6 protein-coding genes and 2 pseudogenes are annotated in these 16,619 nt (G+C 51.8%); 1 reads left to right on the plus strand and 7 read right to left on the minus strand.

What is annotated here, in order from left to right; all coding sequences use genetic code 11:
* The 5 genes and pseudogenes from ACJHWT_RS02355 to gyrA form a co-directional block, all read right to left on the minus strand.
* A pseudogene (locus tag ACJHWT_RS02355) lies at positions 1 to 1,649 on the minus strand (YfaQ family protein).
* Complete coding sequence (locus ACJHWT_RS02360; RefSeq protein WP_000536556.1) at positions 1,650 to 6,164, minus strand: alpha-2-macroglobulin family protein; 4,515 nt, start codon at positions 6,162 to 6,164, stop codon at positions 1,650 to 1,652.
* 23 nt (positions 6,165 to 6,187) lie between these two features.
* Positions 6,188 to 6,811 carry a DUF1175 domain-containing protein gene (locus ACJHWT_RS02365; RefSeq protein WP_001362325.1) on the minus strand — a complete coding sequence of 208 codons (624 nt, stop codon included), beginning with the start codon at positions 6,809 to 6,811 and terminating at the stop codon, positions 6,188 to 6,190.
* Positions 6,808 to 8,496, minus strand: a complete 1,689-nt coding sequence (locus ACJHWT_RS02370; protein ID WP_000012343.1) for a DUF2138 domain-containing protein — start codon at positions 8,494 to 8,496, stop codon at positions 6,808 to 6,810. Before ACJHWT_RS02370 ends, ACJHWT_RS02365 begins: the two co-directional genes overlap by 4 nt.
* A 148-nt stretch (positions 8,497 to 8,644) precedes the next feature.
* Positions 8,645 to 11,272: a DNA topoisomerase (ATP-hydrolyzing) subunit A gene (gyrA, locus tag ACJHWT_RS02375; RefSeq protein ID WP_065203316.1), complete on the minus strand. Its 2,628-nt coding sequence runs from the start codon at positions 11,270 to 11,272 to the stop codon at positions 8,645 to 8,647.
* Positions 11,273 to 11,418: 146 nt separating this feature from the next.
* Here gyrA and ubiG point away from each other — a divergent pair, with 146 nt between their 5' ends.
* Positions 11,419 to 12,141, plus strand: a complete 723-nt coding sequence (gene ubiG, locus ACJHWT_RS02380) for a bifunctional 2-polyprenyl-6-hydroxyphenol methylase/3-demethylubiquinol 3-O-methyltransferase UbiG (protein ID WP_000990764.1) — start codon at positions 11,419 to 11,421, stop codon at positions 12,139 to 12,141.
* Between the two features lie 140 nt (positions 12,142 to 12,281).
* On the opposite strand, the pseudogene yfaL reads toward ubiG, so the two are convergent.
* Both yfaL and ypaB read right to left on the minus strand, forming a co-directional pair.
* Positions 12,282 to 16,040: pseudogene (gene yfaL / locus ACJHWT_RS02385) on the minus strand (AIDA-I family autotransporter adhesin YfaL/EhaC).
* 424 nt (positions 16,041 to 16,464) lie between these two features.
* Positions 16,465 to 16,608 (minus strand): protein YpaB, encoded by a 144-nt coding sequence (gene ypaB / locus ACJHWT_RS02390; RefSeq protein WP_001300064.1) that lies wholly within the window; start codon positions 16,606 to 16,608, stop codon positions 16,465 to 16,467.
* Positions 16,609 to 16,619 lie beyond the last annotated feature (11 nt).

Consider the following 16,619-nt stretch of genomic DNA (forward strand, 5'->3'; position numbering starts at 1 on the left):
TTAGTCCATTAATAATTGTCGGGTAAGCGTTTCGATATAGTTCTCATCAAGCCCGGTGGGATAACCATCAAAGGCCAGGTGCAGATACTCATGGGTTAAATCCAGCCGATCCTGAAGCGTAAAGAAGTTACGAATAAACAGCCGTTTCTGCTGCCGATCGGTATAGGGGAAACCTGAGACTAAACGGCAAACCGCAAACACGTCTGGTTCGTTGTACCCCGTCTCACCTTGTAATATACGCCGCCACTGCGGCATTTTTTTCGCCAGCCAGGCTTTCGCTTTGGGTAATAACTGGCAGGTTGAGCGTGGCGCTCCCCAGCGGCTAAGGCTATTGTCGGGATAAGCAAACGCGAGTATCTGATCGTAACGCTCTCCCTGCCCCGCCTGGGCCGTGGCTTGCCGCCAGGAAAGCGTCCCTTCGGTAGCGCGACTGCCGTGATAATGAACCGGATCGCCCGCATAGATAAGATCCTGCGTCCAGGCGGTCATCGTTCGCGCCCCCGTGGTAGCTGGCGAAGCAGAAACACGCTGCGTGGCGCTGCTGTCAGGGATGGTCAGGCAATCGCCTTCCCGATTGGCGTTTTGCTGTAAAAAAGTGCGTATCGCCACGGTCATGGCTTTCGCTGCCTCAGGTGGCGTACTTTTCGCCTCACGATCCAGAACTCTGGCAACGTACTCTTCACGATCGAGATGCGACTGCAATTTCAGTTTGCCCTTTTCGCTCAGTAAGGTCGTCTCACCGTGGCTGACAAACATAATGTGGTTACCATTGGCAAACGTCACACGATAGCGCCCATTAAGTACGCCGGGTTTTACTGCCGTCGAACTCTTTTCCGCCGTGATTTTCTTCAGCGGATAGCGGGCAAACAGCTCCACCAGGACACATTGCCCACTGGCAACTTGCGTCGGCACTGGCAAAACCCGATTAAGCACCGTCGCATAACGGGTCAGTACCGTTTTGCTGGTGCCACTGCAGTCACCCACAGCGGTGTACCATCGGTTAACCAGCCGGCAAAACCACCCTGACGGATTTCCTGTTTATCATCGGCAAACCAGCTCCAGGTTTTCACCCGTACCCGACTGCCGAGCATGGATGCGACACCGATTTTCGCCTCGTCCAGCACCACATCCAGTAAGACTTCCTGAGCTTTGTTTTGCGCAGGTAACGTCGCTAATGAATCAAGCAGCGAGTTAACCGTTACCGAGGTTTCTGGCTTCAGCGTAGTAAGAGACGCTAACCACGCAGGTGCCTGACGCTGTTGCCAATATTGCCCCCACACATCTGCGCCAATATGCAACCGCTGCGGCGCAAAATAGAGCCCACAGGAACGTACCAGCGCGGTATCGCGCGTTATACTCTCCCCAGCCTGACAACAATAAACCTCTTCCGGGGAGTTTCCGCGACACTGGTAGGGCTGCTCCGGTTGATGGGTATCCTCCAGCCAGGCGTAAACATACAGTTTCCACAAACTCCCTAACGGCGTGGTGAGCGTGTCAGGTAATGCCGAGACTTTGGTCACGCCTGATGACGACAGCTGATACAGTTGATCGTGCTGCGCACCGCGCAGCACCAGTTGTAACGGCGTCTCCTCCGCAAGCGTTGGCAGAGTAACCAACGCCAATAGCCAGACGATTCTGCGCCAGTTCACTTATTTCACCTGCATCCCGGTCCATTCGCTCCCTGCCGCAACACTTTGCTGTGCAGGTGCATAGGAACGCACATAACGAGCAGGAGACAGAACGAATTGCCCTTTTTGCGAGAAGCGCAGCAAATGGCGGAAAGTGACCGTTCCCGTCAGTTCTTTCACCGGCACCATATAGGCCAGTTTGCCCATTTCATTTCGCGCTTTTTCCAGCAACTGCCCCTGCTGTTTTCCAGCGTTCGGTTTATTGACCGAAATGCCCCACGTAGTCCTCTCAACGTCAGCCCCTGGCGGGAGCGGTACTTCCACCTGACCGTAGCGCAGAACGGCATTCTGCTCGCTGGTAAGCGTAATTTCATCGAGATACAGCGCATCGCTGTCAATCTCATTGCTGGTCACCGGCTGCAGAGTAAAGCTCATCTCTTCTTCACCGGGGATAAGCCGATACAACTGGCGTTCAACGGTCACCGGAATGTTACTTTGTTGAGCCGTTTTTGCCGGTTCACGCCAGCGGACCTGCACATTTTGCGGCGATAATTCGTCACCAAAAGAGAGAATGTCCGGCACACCCTGACCAACCCAACGCCAGTCTTCGCCCCCTCCAGTTAACTTATGTTTAGCCCATGCGCCCGCAGGCGCAGGCAAAACAACTGGAGGCATTGTCGCCATATATTTCGCCAGCCAGTTCATGGCCAGCGCGCGCTCAATAGTGGATTGCTCAGCGGTCAAACCACTTAAAATAGCGGCCGCCTGGGTAGCGTCACCACCGCTATTGAGCAGCACAACCGTGTGCGCCAGCGGCTGATTGCTGTTTGCCGCTTTATCCCACGCATATTGCTGAACCTGTGGCATCACCGTGGACTTCAACTGCGCTTTTTTCAGCAACGTCATGGTTAAGACGTTTGCCACCGCATCTGCCAGTGGAGATTCCGGTGTATCGAGGATCAGGCTGTCATTGATATCGCTGGTGTCTTCCTCAGAGAAATCTTCAGTTTTAGTTCCGCGCCGGGCGATAGCTTCATCCAACCCTTTCAACAACGTTTTGCACGGTAGATTCATCTCCTGTGCCCACGCCAGCACCAGCGCGCGATGCAATATCGGCATGTTATCTGCCTGCTCGGCATAACTGTCGAGCATATGTTGCCAGTAATCCGGTTGCTGCGTTACGCCGAGCGCCTGGCTGGCCTGCCAGTCGGCGTACCATGCCCATGCCGTCAGGAAGGCGTCGCCATTGCCATCTTCACCCCACCAGGTAAAGCGCGCTCCGGGCCCCGCCAGTTGCATCAGCCGCAGACGGTTATCCTGAATCATCTGACGAATGTCGTTAGCGGCGGCACTTTGATGATCGGCAAGTGAACGCCAGGCGAGACTGAGCGGGATCAGACGGCTACCGGTGTTGATCACGCCCCCCCACGGTTCATCGACTAACGCATCAAGATTGTTACGGAAAATCTCCTGCGGCGTTTCGCTACTTTGTAGCTGGATATTGCTCGCCTGCTCGGGCAACATCAGCGCGTTATCGCCACCGCCGAGCATGACGTTTTTCTGCTGTTCAACGGGCCAGCTGTTATCCACAAAAGACAGTTTTGTGCTAATGCTGTCCTGTACTTGCCCATTTTGTTGCAGTTCTGCACTTAACAAGCCAGATTGCTGAATATTCTGCGTCAGCGAAATATAATTCGCCCCTTTGTGCAGCGTCAGCGTCTGGCGCATCTCAGCACCTGCAAATTTAGTCACCAGCGCCACCGGTTCGTTATCCTGCTGACTGAAGATAAACAGTCCTGCTGCCGGTTTGTCGCCCATGCGATACACCGTTGGCATACTCCACTTCATGTAGAGATTTTTTTCCGAACGCAGATAAGCACGCCCCTGCCCGACCAGCCCGTCGCCGTTCATCCCACGCGCGGTGATGCGCCAGCGGGTTAACGAATCAGGCATCAGGAACGTGAAATACGCTTTGCCTTGTTTATCGGTTGTGAGTGACGGCATCCATGCCGCGGTATCCACCTCTTCACGCCGTGGACGTTCAAGCATTTTTACTCGCCGCTCGCTGCGGTTAGTCGCGCCAGGCGCAACCGGCTCGCTGGAGAGCGCCTGGTCGTAGCTGATAAACGACAGACTGGAGCTGGTACGCACATTGTTACGCCCCAGCGGATAGAAAAATTTGCCGATATTCGGCGCGATTTCCGGTTGCAGCGCGTAGATCATTTCATCGACCACACCAACCGTTAGCTGCGCAGAAACAGGTTTACCTTTCAGCGACGAGGTTAATTCGACATTGACCAGTTCACCAGGCTGGTAATGGTTTTTTTCCGTTTTCACCCGGATATCCAGCTGGGGAACGGCAACTTTGATCCCGGCGTTCTGAAAACTGTACTGACCGTTACGGGTATACAGCACCGAAAAAGTGATGTTAGGCGCAAAGGAATTGCTCACTGGTATGCGGGCTTCATACTGGGTATCGTTTAAACGTTGTAACGTCAGCCAGTTTGCCGGATGCGATAGCAGCGACTGCTGTTCAACGCGATCGCGTTCCAGCGTCAATAATGCTTCATCAATTGGCTCCGGGAAGGTAATCAGCATCTTCGCGGTTTCGCCTGGCTGGTACAGCGTTTTATCCGCCACGATATCTACCGTACCCGTATGCGCCGTGCTGCCCTTACCGCTGACTGCATGGCTTAACCCGGCGAGAATTAAGCCGTCTTCATCGCGTAATGTCAGATTGTAGTTGCCAGGTTTATCGAAATTGACGGTAAAGGATTTGCCGCCTGACGGTAGATCTCCGCTATGGCTCGTGCGGTCTTCGAGACGCAACCATTCATACGTAACAGGAACCTGTTTTGAAGATTCCAGCGCGGCATAACGGAACACAACCGACTCGCCGCTATTACTGTATTGTGCGGTGGTACTTAAAGAGTAATGCGCCAGGCCGCGTTCAATGAGGATCTCTTTGGTGGTGGTGACGCGATACGCCGCGCCGTCACTGGCGGAGACGGTTAACAAATAGCGGCTCGGTTTATCGGCGGCGGGGAGATTTAAAGCCACATGACCGCTATCATCGGACACCGTTTCGCTGCCTTCCAGCGACACGGGAAAACGTCCGGCATAACGCAAATCGTTACCGACCATTGATAATTGCTGAGCGCGCAAACTTAACTGCACGCGGGCATCTTTTACCGGCTCACCATCCGGGTAAAGCAGTTGCAGTTTGCCGCTGACCGCTTCGCCAGTTTTGAACTCTTTTTTGTCGAGAGCTAAACCAATCTCGAAATGTGGCTTGATATAGTTGGCTACGCGAAAACTACTGCTATAGACCTGATTGCGGTAAGCCAGGCGTAACTCATAACCTCCGGCAACGGCATTTTCTGGCAGGCGGAAACTCCCCTGCCCGCCATTGCGCGCATCCAGCGTGACATTGACGGTTTGCAACAGACTGCCGTTAGCGTCCAGCACCGAAAGCTTCGCCGGGGCGCTGACGATGGGGGATGAATGCAACGGGTCGTGGAACTCGCGGCCCATCACTTTGACATCAACACGATCGCCTGCACGATACAGAGGGCGGTCGGTAAAGATATACAAGCGGGTGTTGTAGATTTCGCTTTCGTAGAAAAAATTCTCGGAGACAAAAACGCCGCCTTCAGCATCTTTACCCAGAATGTATGAACGTTCCGGCGATATATGTTGTAACTGCAAGGTACCGCTGTCATCGGTCACACCGCGGGTCATCACGCCAAGACCGTCAGTCCACAAGATCTCTGATCCCGGCTTCGCTTCCCCCTGTTTTTTACCCGCGGTCCACACCAGAAGCTCGTTACCTGACACTTTGCTAAGCGCCACGGTATCGGAAACAAACACCACCGTCGTCGCCCGATACCCACCTACCATCGCCTCGACGAGGTACAGCCCCGGCTCTTGCTTGCCTAGCGGAATATAGATGTTGCCCGGCTGCGGCGAGATGAAATTGCTGGATGCGCCTTCCAGTTTTACCCCTTGCTGCGGCTCGACCGGTTTAGCCTGCCATAATGGGTAACGGAACTGTTCCACCAGGGGATATTTTTTCAGCGGTGAAAACTGGTTGTTCTGTACATAACGGGAAGGTTTAATAATGGCATTACCGAGCTGTAATTCGGGTAACGCCTGAGTCACATTCTGCCGAGACTGAGAAGAAAAAGTACGCTGCATCACGCGGCGAGATTTGCCGTACCAGTTATCCCACAGCCAGGTCAGCGTATTGTTCAGCCCGTCGCCCAAATATTGCGGTTGCACCACAATGCGATGCAGGTTTTTCTGCTGGCGCAAAAATGCCATCGGGTCAGGAATACGATACAGGCGAACGTCCACGCCGCCGTACTCTTCCATCTGATAGCGTCGATAATCACGCCCCGGCGCTTCCAGTCGCACTTTCGCCTCTTCACTGCTGCTAAAACTGCTGTCAGCGAGCAAAAAGAATGTTCCCCCGGCGGGCGGCGCATAGTTGCTGGAAGGAAGCGAATCATCAGCATTGGCAAGCCCTGTTCCCACAAGAGACAGGGACAAGCACGCTGCTATCGCGCCAGAAAATTTAAACGATAAATGCCAATGAAATTGGGATTGGAATCGTTGGGTATCCATCGGGTGTCCTTCCATGTCATAAGTTGTTGCAGACTGACTGCGCGCATTCCGTTGTCAGTTTTCGTGGCGCTTCCGGTGTGGTAGATGACGTAACGCCCCATCCAGACCATTAAGTGCTGGGCATCGCCCTGATCGAAAAAAATCATATCGCCAGGCAGCGCCTGGTTTATGTCCTGGCCAATAAATTGGCTGTTGTACTGAATCAAATTAATTGCGGTCACGTAGGGGCCGGTTTTCCCGTTCCCCTGATTCCAGTTTTGCGCCAGTTGCCGCTGTTCAGGTGTTAGCGTCATCTCTGGCGGCAAATACTGGTTAGATAACCCGTTACTTTTTAGCCATTTACTGTCGTGAACTTTCAGCGTCTCGTTCGCTGCAAATCGCACCAGGCCCGCACAATCCTGCTGATACCAGCGTGGACTTGGCCCCTGGCGGAGCTGTTCCTGTGCAATGCGTACAAACCAGGCGCGAAACAGCCCGGATTGTTCGACATTCAGCATTTCGCTATGGGCAACAACACAACACAGCCAGCAAATCAGCGCCAGCAGCCCGTGTCTCATAGCGGTTGCCAGGTTATGGGTAGCCACTGCCAGGCGGCACCGGGTTCCATCTGGGCCAGCTTCATGACATAACGCGGTTGTTGAGATAAAGCGTCCAGCTTCGGCATTAATAAAGTTTGTGCGGCGTTATAAAAAACCGGTTCGAGATTCTTCGGCAGACTGGTCAGCGTTTCGTTACGCAGCAGTTTCGCCATTCCTTGTGGATTGATATAGAGCGGAACGATGCCATCAGTGGGTATTACATCCACCATTGCCGGGCGGGTTTTATTCAGTGCTTGAAGGGCGTTATTAACCAGCGTGTCATCGAGGGAGAAAAGCAGCGTTTTGTTTTGCATCGCCAGCGACACGCGGAAAAAATAATCCGACATTAATTGATCGGGTTGCGCCGCCTGCGCTTTCGGATACTGACCGTATCGGGAACTCACTTCGCGACGCCAGATTTTCGCTTCGCCCTGCTGAGTCTGGCTTACCGGCAAAACACCTTCTGGCGCTTTGCTTTCGTGCGCACCAATATTTTGCGTAAACAGTTTCCCAGGCAGTTGTGCCTGTTCGGCTGAGCCATCAAATTGACCAACAAATAGCGGGGTTTGTAATTTTGAGTCTTCATACCAGCACAGCCCGGCTGCACCATCTAACGCCCCGTTCAGCTTGTCGTTTTCCTGGCTGATGTGCGAAAGCATCTCTTCGGCAATACCATGCGAATACGGCACCGCCACACAGAAGCTGGCCCCGGCAGGCATACTGTTCCATACCGGCGTAAAATCGAAACTGGCATCTACGCTGGCGGATTCATCATTTAACGCCACAAAGCTATGCCAGCCGTCGTTGCTCATTTCGAAGCGTACGCCAGCAAAAGAAGGCATTAATCGCTGGTAGCCAAACCCCAGCAACCTGGCGCTGACAACAATACGCTGGCGTACTGGCGTTTTTTCAGCAGCACGCTCTTCCAGGCCAAAGCTGGCTTGCCAGCGTTTTTTACCGCTCAACAAATCACTTGCGATCGCCGTGGCTTCGGTATCCTGCTGGTCATCTTTAAACAGCATATCCGTACTGGAAAACACCAGCATCTTGTCCTGATAAGTCGCGAACATCAGGGCGTTATTGCCGTTATAGCGCAACTGATAAACCGGGATGGTTTCACTATTTAGCTTAATACTACTGATTTCCGTTTTGCTTAACTGGCTGTCGCTGGTAGCGGCAAACAACAATGGCTCCAACAGTTTGCTTAAACCACTGCGCTGGATCAGCACCATGTAATGTGAAAGATGGCCTTGTTTATCGTGCCATAGCGCCGCCTGCGCGGGCTGATCTAAGAGTGACGAAAAGAGCTTATCTTTCAGCGTGAGATCGTGTTCATAGACAATGCGGCGAATGCTGCCTTCAATGCCCAGACGATCGGCATGATTCTGATAATAGAAAACGAAATCTTCACTCAGAACATCGTGGAGAAACGGAATGGTAAGGAGGTCTTTGGGAAGCTGGCTCAGAGAGTCGCTGTCGAGAAAGAGGTCCGGCTCATTGAGATCGATTTGCAGATTGTTGTGCACCACCAGCGGCGACAACGTTTTTTCTGGCCCACTGCCAGCATATTGCAACGCCCAGACGCCAGCGGAAAGCAGTACTATTGCGCCCAAACCTACAAGACCATAGAACCGCCAGCCTTTCGCCTTTTTTTCACCACTCATTGCCACATTCCTTGTGTAAAGCCAGCCATTTTTTACGAGCACAGCAAAACTTTACCGCGCCCTAATACGACAAAAGCCCAGACTTTGCAGCCTGGACTTTTCAATTCAAACAAGGGAGATAGCTCCCTTTTGGCATGAAGAAGTAAAATTATTCTTCTTCTGGCTCGTCGTCAACGTCCACTTCCGGAGCGATTTCATCGTCCCCTTCCGCGGCACTGCCGTCGATGGTATCCAGATCTTCCTCGTCAACCGGTTCAGCAACACGTTGCAGACCCACTACGTTTTCATCTTCCGCAGTACGGATGAGGATCACGCCCTGGGTGTTACGGCCCACGATGCTGATTTCCGAAACGCGAGTACGTACCAGCGTACCGGCATCGGTGATCATCATGATCTGGTCGCAGTCATCTACCTGCACCGCGCCAACCACTAAACCGTTACGTTCGGTAACCTTGATGGAGATAACCCCTTTCGTCGCACGCGACTTGGTTGGGTATTCCGCCACTGCGGTACGTTTACCATAACCGTTCTGCGTTGCGGTGAGGATTGCGCCATCGCCACGAGGCACGATCAGAGAGACGGCTTTATCGCCTTCGCCTAAACGAATACCGCGAACACCGGTGGTGTTGCAGCCCATCGCACGGACAGAAGACTCTTTAAAGCGCACCACTTTACCTTCGGCGGAGAACAGCATTACTTCGTCTTCGCCGCTGGTCAGGTCAACGCCGATCAGCTCATCGCCTTCAACCAGTTTGATCGCCACTTTACCGGCGGTACGCAGACGGTTGAACTCGGTGAGGACGGTTTTCTTCACAGTACCGTTAGCGGTCGCCATGAAGACTTTCACGCCTTCTTCAAACTCGGTCACCGGCAGGATCGCAGTGATACGTTCGTCCTGCTCCAGCGGCAGCAGGTTGACGATCGGACGACCACGCGCGCCACGAGTGGCTTCTGGTAACTGGTAGACCTTCATCGAATAGACGCGGCCACGGCTGGAGAAGCACAGAATATGGTCGTGGGTGTTCGCCACCAGCAGTCGGTCGATAAAGTCTTCTTCTTTAATACGTGCGGCAGATTTACCTTTCCCGCCACGACGCTGCGCTTCATATTCAGAAAGCGGCTGATACTTCACGTAACCCTGGTGAGAAAGCGTGACCACCACATCTTCCTGGGTGATCAGATCTTCCAGGTTGATGTCGGCGCTGTTAGCGGTGATTTCAGTACGACGTTTGTCACCGAACTGTTCACGAACCAGTTCCAGCTCTTCGCGGATCACTTCCATCAGACGATCGGCACTGCCAAGAATACGCAGCAGTTCTGCGATCTGATCCAGCAGCTCTTTGTATTCGTCGAGCAGTTTTTCATGCTCAAGGCCGGTCAGTTTCTGCAAACGCAGATCCAGAATCGCCTGAGCTTGCTGTTCGGTCAGGTAGTACAGACCATCACGCACGCCGAACTCTGGCTCCAGCCATTCCGGACGCGCAGCATCATCGCCCGCACGTTCGAGCATGGCGGCAACGTTGCCCAGCTGCCACGGATTAGCCACCAGCGCAGTTTTCGCTTCTGCAGGCGTCGGCGCATGACGGATCAGTTCGATGATCGGGTCGATGTTCGCCAGCGCTACGGCTAATGCTTCAAGGATATGAGCACGATCGCGAGCTTTACGCAGTTCGAAAATAGTACGACGAGTCACCACTTCGCGGCGGTGACGAACAAACGCCGCGATGATGTCTTTCAGGTTCATGATCTTCGGCTGACCATGGTGCAATGCCACCATGTTGATACCGAAAGAAACCTGCAACTGGGTCTGGGAGTAGAGGTTGTTGAGCACAACTTCACCGACCGCATCGCGTTTCACTTCAATCACGATGCGCATACCGTCTTTGTCAGACTCGTCACGCAGCGCGCTGATGCCTTCCACGCGTTTTTCTTTTACCAGTTCCGCAATCTTCTCGATCAGGCGCGCTTTGTTTACCTGATACGGAATTTCGTGGACGATAATGGTTTCACGTCCGGTTTTGGCGTCAACTTCCACTTCAGCACGGGCGCGGATATATACCTTGCCGCGACCGGTACGGTAAGCTTCTTCAATACCGCGACGACCGTTAATGATTGCCGCCGTCGGGAAGTCCGGCCCGGGGATGTGTTCCATCAGCCCTTCAATGCTGATGTCTTCATCATCGATATACGCCAGACAACCGTTGATGACTTCCGTCAGGTTGTGCGGCGGGATGTTGGTTGCCATACCTACGGCGATACCGGAAGAACCGTTCACCAGCAGGTTAGGAATTTTGGTTGGCATGACGTCGGGAATTTTTTCCGTGCCGTCATAGTTATCTACGAAATCGACCGTCTCTTTTTCGAGATCGGCCATCAGTTCATGGGCAATTTTCGCCAGACGGATTTCCGTATAACGCATTGCCGCCGCAGAGTCGCCGTCGATGGAACCGAAGTTACCCTGACCGTCTACCAGCATGTAACGCAGCGAGAATGGCTGCGCCATACGGACGATCGTGTCATAAACCGCCAAGTCACCATGGGGATGGTATTTACCGATTACGTCACCAACGACACGGGCAGATTTTTTATAGGCTTTGTTCCAGTCATTGCCTAGTACGTTCATGGCGTAAAGTACGCGACGGTGTACCGGCTTCAGGCCATCTCGGACATCTGGCAGCGCACGGCCAACAATGACCGACATCGCATAATCCAGATAGGAGCTCTTCAGCTCTTCCTCAATGTTGACCGGTGTAATTTCTCTCGCAAGGTCGCTCATCTAACCGCTATCCCTCTACTGTATCCCGGATTCAAAGGTCGCAAATTATAACACAGCCGCGCAGTTTGAGGTAAACCTATACGCTTTATTCACCTCCAATGCCTGATATACTCGTTTGTCTTGCCAATTACGGAGTAGAAGTGCCAATGAATGCCGAAAAATCGCCGGTAAACCATAACGTAGACCACGAAGAGATCGCTAAATTTGAAGCTGTCGCCTCCCGCTGGTGGGATCTTGAAGGTGAGTTCAAACCGCTGCACCGCATTAACCCGCTGCGTCTGGGCTATATTGCCGAGCGTGCTGGCGGTTTATTTGGCAAAAAGGTGCTCGATGTCGGTTGTGGCGGCGGCATTCTGGCCGAGAGTATGGCGCGCGAAGGTGCGACGGTGACCGGTCTGGATATGGGCTTTGAGCCATTGCAGGTGGCAAAGCTGCACGCGCTGGAAAGCGGCATTCAGGTGGATTACGTGCAGGAAACCGTGGAAGAGCACGCGGCAAAACATGCCGGGCAGTATGATGTGGTGACCTGCATGGAGATGCTGGAGCACGTCCCCGATCCGCAGTCAGTGGTCAGAGCCTGTGCGCAACTGGTGAAACCGGGCGGCGATGTCTTTTTCTCGACGCTTAACCGCAACGGCAAGTCATGGCTGATGGCGGTGGTTGGCGCGGAATATATTTTGCGCATGGTGCCCAAAGGCACGCATGATGTGAAGAAGTTTATTAAACCGGCAGAGCTGCTGGGCTGGGTAGATCAGACAAGCCTTAAAGAGCGACATATAACCGGGTTACATTACAACCCGATCACTAATTCCTTTAAGCTCGGCCCCGGCGTGGATGTGAACTATATGCTGCACACGCAGAATAAGTGAGGTTGTTGTTTGGATTCATCCGGCAACCGCGCCAATGCCTGATGCGACGCTTGCCGCGTCTTATCAGGCCTACAAATGCTCTCCGTAGGCCAGATAAGGCGTTTACGCCGCATCCGGCAATAGTGATGGTCAGACAGCGATTACCATTTCACCGTCATCGACAAAAACCCTGCCGTCTGGGCAAAATCATCACTCCCTTTCTGCCACGCCACGCTGCCGCGCAGGGACACTCGCTGACTGATATTGCCCGTGACTCCCACTTTTATTTCACCCCGTTGCTTCACCCCATCGTCACTGATAGTGCTGCCATCTTCTTCAATTTCCGTCGCATGGGGATCGTGATAATAATTCAGATCTAATGTTGGTATGACATGAACAGCGGTACGCCATTCGCTGTGTAAACCCAGCCGCGTCTGAATATCATCACCCTGCGATTGTGACACGCGCGCATGGTTAGCGGCGGTAAAATCATCCTGCTGCACGCCCTGATAAATCACCTGCGCCTGCGGTTCAATCACCACACCACGCCCCGGTAACCATTGATACCCGGCTTCCAGCGAGGCGATAATCCCCGACGAGTGGTAATGATCCACGCCATCGTCTTGTTCAGAAACATCATTGTTAAACCACGCATATTACAGCCAGCTATCCAGCCAGACCCCCTGCTTCTGATTACCGTGCTGATACCAGCTTGAGGTCAGCCCAACGGCATAACCGTGGTTCTGGTTATCGGCGCGAGTTCCGCTCATATTCGAGCGGCTGTCGCCCTGGTTATCGCTGTAGCCACCAACAATCCCAAGCATCCACTCGCCATCATCACCCCAGTGCCTGCTAAACAGATCGCCGCTAAGCTGCACCGTAGAAGTGTCTTCATGCTGAGCCAACTGCCCTACCGCCGTGTAATGATAACGCCCGCCGATAACGCGTAAATTCAGCGTCTGACCATCGCCACCTGCGTGATCGCGTCGCTCCATCACAAATGCCTGATTTGCCGCACGTAGGTTATTAAAATATCCACCAACTTTGGCATTCAACACCGGCTGGTAAGCAGGCGTAGGTTCAGGGTCGGGGGTTGGGTCGGGATCCGGCGTGGGATCAGGATCTGGAGTTGGGTCTGGAACAGGCGGCGGCGTCGGATTGACTTCTTGTGATCGCAGATACCAGTCGTTGTTATCTTCCACCAGCGTGTAATCATACGCCCCCATATTGACGTAGCCGCTTCCTGCCAGACGGAACTGCGCATTGTTTTGAAACTGCGTGGGATCAGCTGCGAAATCAACCACTTTAATACCTGTAGATGTCGGCTCACCAATACCCGTAATGGGGTTAATTACCACGGCCGTGTTGCCAGCAGTATTACCGTTCAATACCAGTTGGTCACTTGCCGAGTCATCGCCGTTTAATTCGCTGTCGAGCAGTAGCGTACCGCCGCCGGTATAATCACCATTTACCGTCAGCGTGTCGCCAGCGACGCCATTTTGCAGGCTAATCGCACCGGACGTATTGGTCAGATTGCCATTAACCGTCACGTCGGAAAGATAAGTCAGGCTGTCAGTTTCAAGGTTGGTATTAAGCTCGCCTGTCAGCGTCACGCCATCGGTGGCATTCACCAACGTACCGTCGCCGCTAAACAGCGAGGCATCCAGCACCTGGTTCGTATCCTGCTGCGTCAATCGCAACACAGTACCATCGGTTATGTCGATATCGCCGCCAGAGGTGGCATCGATTGAGCGAATATCCTGATTTTGCCCGGTTTCAAAAACACCGTCTTCCCCCACCCACAGTGAAGAAACATAAGGAATAATATTCTCCGCTTCACCTTTTAGCGTTCCGTCCTCCACACGTACCGCAGACGTCGCAGTGCCGCTGGCGGTCAACTCCAGCGTACCGCCGCCACTTTTAGTCAACGTGCTTACGCTCTCCAGTTGTTGCCCGGTACTATCCGCCATCAACCCGCCCCATTGCGTATCTACGCCATCCTCAACGTGTATTTCGCCATCAGCGCGCATTTCAATATTCCTGCCCTGACCTGTTGTAGCCGAGCGAGTGTCAACATCAGTCGTCACATCCATTTCACTGTGTTGTTGGGGATCTGTGAAGATCACTGAACGGTTGTAACTTGTGTCCCCCAATTGCGAATTATCGCTGACTTCAAGCGTACCGGAGGCGATTTGCGTATTACCGAGATAACCGTTGTTATTCGCCAGCGTTACGCGCTGATCCCCCGCATTAATGACGACATAAACGCCATTCTGGCTGGCATCACTGCCGCCAATATGTAAATCATCGCCACTGCTGATATCAACGACATCATTACTGCCAATCACTGTCCCCCCGCTGCCGCTGATTTGCAGACCGTCATTGTATGAGCTATCGCCATCCCAGGTGGTGAAATCAGAGAGATCCAATACTCCGCCATTTAGCACGATCGATTGCGGATCGCTCTGCATTGCCCGTAAATCGGCCTGATTCCCCGCTAGCGACAATACGGCGTTATCTTCCACCACAATATCGCCGGTTAATGCCATCGACTGCGCCCCTGTCAGGAGATAGCTGCCATCTTGCGCTACCGTCAACTGTCCTTCACCCTGAATCGAGCCGGAAAAACCGCCCTGGTTTACGGTAACATTGCCGCCTGCGTCGATATTCAAAATGCCATTAGCAAAACCGGTTAATGAGTGCACAAACGTTTGTTGTGTATTGCCAACATTCAGTTCTGCCTGATACTCAGAATGAACAGTGCTGCCGACCATCAGACCAAAGCAATCCTGCGGATCGCTCTGACAGTGCGTGTCGCCGACATTCATTAACTCATCGCTGCGCCCCAACGTCACCTCGCCATTCTGGATACTTATCTCGCCGGTAAACGCATTATTGTCGGCATTGAGGACTAACTCTCCCGCTCCCTCTTTAACGATGACTCCCGTTCCGGCAAGAGAATCAATCGCGCCATCGTTGCTGGTATTGCCTATTACCAGCGTTTTATCGGCGGCAATGTTAAATTCAGCCACACTATGACCGATATACATAAAGCCCCCCGCCGCTGCCGTCGCCGAATGGTCATATCCCGAGGCGCTGTTATTTTCATCAATCATCACACCATTGTTTTGGTCATAATTATCATCAACAGAAATATCAATAAGATACGGGGATGTGGTGCTGCTGGTATAAATTGCTCCGCCATAACCTTCTGCATAGTTATTGGTAAAGGAGGTATTATTAATTATCGTTTTTCCTGAAAGATGTTTGTTATCCGTACTATTATCCGTAACATCAATGGCACCGCCGTCCCCATCACTATAGCTGGTTGATGTATATGCCTGATTATTATCAAAAATGACATCACTTAAATAAATATCATTATTGATAGAATAAATAGCGCCACCTTTACCATCATTGGCGATATTATTCTCAAATATTGCATTAGTGATATTTAAATCCATATCACCGGCATCGTTTGTTCCCGCAGAATAGATTGCTCCGCCATAGCCTCCTGCAACGTTACTGTCGAAAATAACATTCGCAAGATTTATCGTTGAGTTTTCTTTAGCAAAGATAGCTCCGCCATTATTATATTCGCCACTAATCGAGTTATTAGCAAACAGGGTCATCCCTGTTTCATTTTGTGGTGATATCGTAAATTCAGCACTTTGCTGCAAAAATACGGCGCCACCGCTGGCATTATTGGCCATACCCGAAAAAATCACCCATTGCCCATCGGCGATGCTCCAGTCCTGCGTAATGCCTGAAAGGCTTTGCCTGCTGGCCTGACAACTCGCTTTGATATCATATCCCTGGCATGAATCCAAAACCTCCGCGACACTGTTAACAGAGAAAAGAGATGCAATCATTGACGGGAGTAAAGATAAATACTCCTTGCGTAGAAAAATAATCCGCATATTAATCTGACCATCATTTTCTATAAGACGGCATATTTAATCGCATTATACGATATGGGTTATTTTTCTTTTGTAAATTGTTCAACCCAGTGCAATGGCTATTTTGTTATTATTTCATGAATAATATCAGTGCGTCATAATTCAAGTTAATCACCTTAAGGGATATCAGTTATGTTTAAACTGAATTAAAGTAATGAATAATTTTCTTATAATATAAGGTAAATTAACAAAATGGCTTCGCATTTAACAACAACCGAAGAGAAAACAACCATTTCGACATCAACAATCGCTTACATTCGCTTATATATTGACCATAACTGATACATCAGATTATGTGATGACTCGTGCTTAGATCAATTTTTGCAATCATTAGCCAAAAGATTAATAAACCATCTATATCAATTTATCTAACCTATTCTTCCGTTCAAGAAATCGCCGAACAGTTATTTTTAACAAATTTTTCTCTTCCCATTGACTTTCCCGGACACCTTGTCTGACCTAAGGTGCGCGAAAGCCACTTTTTCCTTCCTGAGTTATCCACAAAGTTATGCACTTGCAAGAGGGCCATTTTCACACTAT

The sequence above is a fragment of the Escherichia sp. WS338 genome (assembly GCF_046486405.1).
In the GTDB taxonomy this organism is placed as follows: Bacteria; Pseudomonadota; Gammaproteobacteria; order Enterobacterales; family Enterobacteriaceae; genus Escherichia; species Escherichia coli.

Excerpts from the sequence above, each read along its gene's own strand:
- ACJHWT_RS02365 (WP_001362325.1), bottom strand. The coding sequence starts at position 6,811 with ATGAGACACGGGCTGCTGGCGCTGATTTGCTGGCTGTGTTGTGTTGTT.
- ACJHWT_RS02370 (WP_000012343.1), bottom strand. The coding sequence starts at position 8,496 with ATGAGTGGTGAAAAAAAGGCGAAAGGCTGGCGGTTCTATGGTCTTGTA.
- gyrA (WP_065203316.1), bottom strand. The coding sequence starts at position 11,272 with ATGAGCGACCTTGCGAGAGAAATTACACCGGTCAACATTGAGGAAGAG.
- ubiG (WP_000990764.1), top strand. The coding sequence starts at position 11,419 with ATGAATGCCGAAAAATCGCCGGTAAACCATAACGTAGACCACGAAGAG.
- ypaB (WP_001300064.1), bottom strand. The coding sequence starts at position 16,608 with ATGGCCCTCTTGCAAGTGCATAACTTTGTGGATAACTCAGGAAGGAAA.